At 39.2% G+C, this 3,496-nt stretch carries 4 protein-coding genes; all 4 read left to right on the forward strand.

Annotated elements, in window-relative coordinates; translation table 11 throughout:
• Positions 1–691, forward strand: a 691-nt coding sequence (locus tag KHW44_RS07530) for an ABC transporter ATP-binding protein (protein ID WP_304067916.1), incomplete at its 5' end; no start/stop codon positions are given.
• A gap of 1 nt (position 692) precedes the next feature.
• On the forward strand, positions 693–2,156 hold the full coding sequence (gene malQ, locus KHW44_RS07535) for a 4-alpha-glucanotransferase (protein ID WP_304067921.1): 1,464 nt from the start codon (positions 693–695) through the stop codon (positions 2,154–2,156).
• A gap of 59 nt (positions 2,157–2,215) precedes the next feature.
• Positions 2,216–3,019, forward strand: a complete 804-nt coding sequence (gene thiD, locus KHW44_RS07540) for a bifunctional hydroxymethylpyrimidine kinase/phosphomethylpyrimidine kinase (RefSeq protein ID WP_304067923.1) — start codon at positions 2,216–2,218, stop codon at positions 3,017–3,019.
• A partial coding sequence (thiE, locus tag KHW44_RS07545) for a thiamine phosphate synthase (RefSeq protein WP_304067926.1) occupies positions 3,012–3,496 on the forward strand: 485 nt, incomplete at its 3' end. The genes thiD and thiE, both read left to right, overlap by 8 nt.

Here is a 3,496-nt window from a genome sequence, read left to right on the forward strand (position 1 = left end):
GTATATTGAAAACGAACCTGTGCTTAAAGATTTGTCGCTTGATATAAAAAGCGGAGAAAGTGTTGCATTTGTAGGGTTTACTGGAAGTGGCAAGACTACGATAATCAATTTGCTTTTAGGATTTTATAAGCCTCAAAAAGGTACGATTAAAATCGACGGCAAGAACTTCAACGATTACCGCGTGGATTCTATAAGAAAGAATATTTCGTTAGTGCCACAAGATCCGGTGCTTTTTATGGGAGATGTTAGGAGTAACATCAGGCTCGACAAGGATTTTACAGATGAAGAAGTCGAGAATGCGTTGAGGGATATCGGTGCTGATAGGTTGATAGATTTCAGAAATGGGCTTGATGAGGAAGTCAAGGACAATGGCGCAAGTTTCTCAGCAGGTGAAAAACAACTTATTGCATTTGCGAGAAGTTACATCACCAATCCGAAGATTTTGATATTGGACGAGGCGACGGCAAACATCGACACGCAAACGGAATCTGTGATTCAATACGCAATCGACAAATTGAAACAAAACAGGACTACATTTATAATTGCGCACAGATTGTCTACGATTAAAAACGTGGATTGCATTTACGTGTTGGACAAGGGCGTTATTGTAGAAAAAGGAACGCACGAAGAATTGTTGGCGAATGGCAAGATTTACACGAGAATGTATCGTGAACAAAACAAGAAGGGCTAATATGAGTGGTAATAGAAAAGCAGGGATTTTGTGTCCTGTATTTAGTTTGAGTTCAAAATATGGAATAGGAAGTTTTGGTGAGAGTGCGTATGAGTTTGTGAGGTTTTTGAAGAAATCAAAGCAAACTTACTGGCAGATATTGCCACTTGTTCCGATTAGTTCTGATGGCAACAGTCCGTATTTGTCGCCGTCAACTTTTGCTGGAAACTACATGTACATCGACATCGACAAGTTGATTGACGATGGTTTGCTGTCGGAGAGTGATGTTCTTGGATATGAATTCGAAGATGATTTTGTGGATTACGATTATGTGGCAAAATCAAAGGATGAGATTTTACGAAAGGCTTTTGAGAACAACAAGGATTTGAAGATAATCGACACAGAAAATTTTAGTGAGCGTGAACTTGTTCGTGGATTTTGTTTGTTTCAGGCTTTGAAAAAGCATTTTAATGGCAAATCTTGGTTGGAATTTCCAGATGATATAAAATACCGCAAGAAGAAAAGCGTCGATTATTACGAAAAATTGTTAAAAGATGAGATTGAATACAATGTGTTCGTACAATGTTTGTTTTACAAGCAGTATTTCGAATTGAAAAATTACGCGAATGATTTGGGTATAAAAATATTTGGAGATTTACCGATTTATGTATCGAAGGAAAGCAGCGATATATGGCAAAATCCCGATATGTTTATGGTGAACGAGGATTTGTCACCGAAACTTGTTGCAGGTGTTCCTCCGGACAGATTTTCTGAAACTGGGCAATATTGGGGTAATCCTGTGTATGATTGGGATTATTGTGAGAAAACTGGTTTTGAATGGTGGTTGAAAAGGATGAAGCATAATTTGAAAATGTACGATGTGCTTCGTCTGGATCATTTTAGAGGATTTGAAGCTTTTTGGGCGATTGATGCATCGGAAAACACTGCTGAAAACGGACACTGGATTAAGGCAAAGGGCGAGGAGTTTTTTGAGATTTTGAAAAAAGAAAACTTGATTGACAGGATTGTTGCCGAGGATTTGGGTTTGATTACTGATGATGTTATCAATCTGCGTGATAAATTTTCCTTCAAGGGTATGAAGGTGATGCAGTTTGCGTTTGATGTGAACGAGGAGTCGGATTATTTGCCACACAATGTGGGAAAAAATTGTGTTTACTACACTGGAACTCACGACAATCAAACGTTGAGGGGATTTGTAAATAGCAGAAGTTCTGATGAGCTTGATTACATTAAAAATTATGTTAATTCAGATGATGTTGAAATGGCTATGATAAAGGTTGCGTACATGACGAGAGCCGATTTGTGTATGTGTCAGATGCAGGATTTCTTGGATTTGGATGATGATTACAGGACGAATACGCCGAACACGTTGGGTAATTGGACGTGGAGAATGAAAAAAGATTGGCTTACGGATGAGCTTGAATGTAAAATTTCTTCGATTGTGAAACTCTACAACAGGGATTAGTTGAAGTAAAATGATTATAGGTATATAATTTAATTTGCAGCAAATTATTAGGAGGAGTTATGAAGAAAGTTCTTACGATTGCAGGTTCGGATTGTTCAGGCGGAGCGGGGATTCAAGCGGATATCAAGACTATGTCGGCACATGGGGTGTATGCGATGAGCGTTATTGTTTCGGTGGTCGCAGAGAATACTTTTGAGGTGGTGTCGATTGAGGATTTGCCCGATACGATTATAAGGGATCAGATTGATTGTATTTATAATGATATGGGAACTGACGCTGTGAAGATCGGAATGTTATCAAACAAGAGGATTATGAGTTGTGTTAGGGATAAATTATTGGAGTACAAACCAAAAAATGTGGTGTTGGATCCTGTGATGTATGCAAAGCACGGTGCTTGTTTGATGCAAGAAGATGCGATTGATTTGTTGATTGAGGATTTAATTCCTTTGTGCACTTGCATAACTCCGAACATTCCAGAGGCAGAGAGAATTAGTGGAATGAAAATCGACGGTGTGGACGATATGAAAAAGTGTGCTGTGATTATTCACGATATGGGAGCGAAATACGTTCTTGTGAAGGGCGGTCATCATGTAGGAGATGCGATTGATATTTTGTATGATGGCGAGAATTTCCACGAATTTGTGACTGAGAAGATTGACACGAAGAATACTCATGGGACGGGCTGTACGCTTTCAAGTGCGATCGCTAGTAATTTGGCGCTTGGAAAATCTATCGAGGATGCTGTGAAACTCAGCAAGGATTATATAACCAATGCTATCAAACACGATTTGCATATTGGCAAGGGAAATGGACCTACAAATCATTTCTACAAGTTTTTTAAAGGAGAGTTGGATAATGAATAAGGAATTTAACTTAGGTTTGAACTTGGTCACGAATAAACAAACTCTCAAAGGAAGGGATTTGTCGGAAACTATTGAGATTGCGCTGAAAAATGGTGCAGATTCTGTAAGACTTAGAGAAAAAAACATGGATACTAGAAGTATCATGCGTGAAGCTTTTAAGATAAAAGAGATTACTCAAAGTATGGGCAAACTTTTGATTGTGAATGACAGGGTTGATATTGCTAAGGCGTGCGATGTCGACGGGGTGCATTTGGGACAAAAGGATATGCCGATTAAATACGCGAGGGAGATTCTTGGCAACGACAAGATTATCGGAATTAGTTGTCACACGTTGGAACAAGCGTTGGAGGCACAAGAAGCTGGCGCAGATTACATCGGTGTGGGGGCGATTTTTCCGACGTTCACTGGAGATGATTTTGTGAGGGTTACAATCGACACGTTAAAGGAGATTTCCGAGAAGATTCACATTCCAATCAC

It is taken from the genome of Finegoldia magna (assembly GCF_018371055.1).
GTDB lineage: Bacteria > Bacillota > Clostridia > Tissierellales > Peptoniphilaceae > Finegoldia > Finegoldia magna_I.

What these genes read in the sequence shown, in the direction of transcription:
- malQ (WP_304067921.1), top strand. Translation starts at nt 693, where the DNA reads ATGAGTGGTAATAGAAAAGCAGGGATTTTGTGTCCTGTATTTAGTTTG.
- thiD (WP_304067923.1), top strand. Translation starts at nt 2,216, where the DNA reads ATGAAGAAAGTTCTTACGATTGCAGGTTCGGATTGTTCAGGCGGAGCG.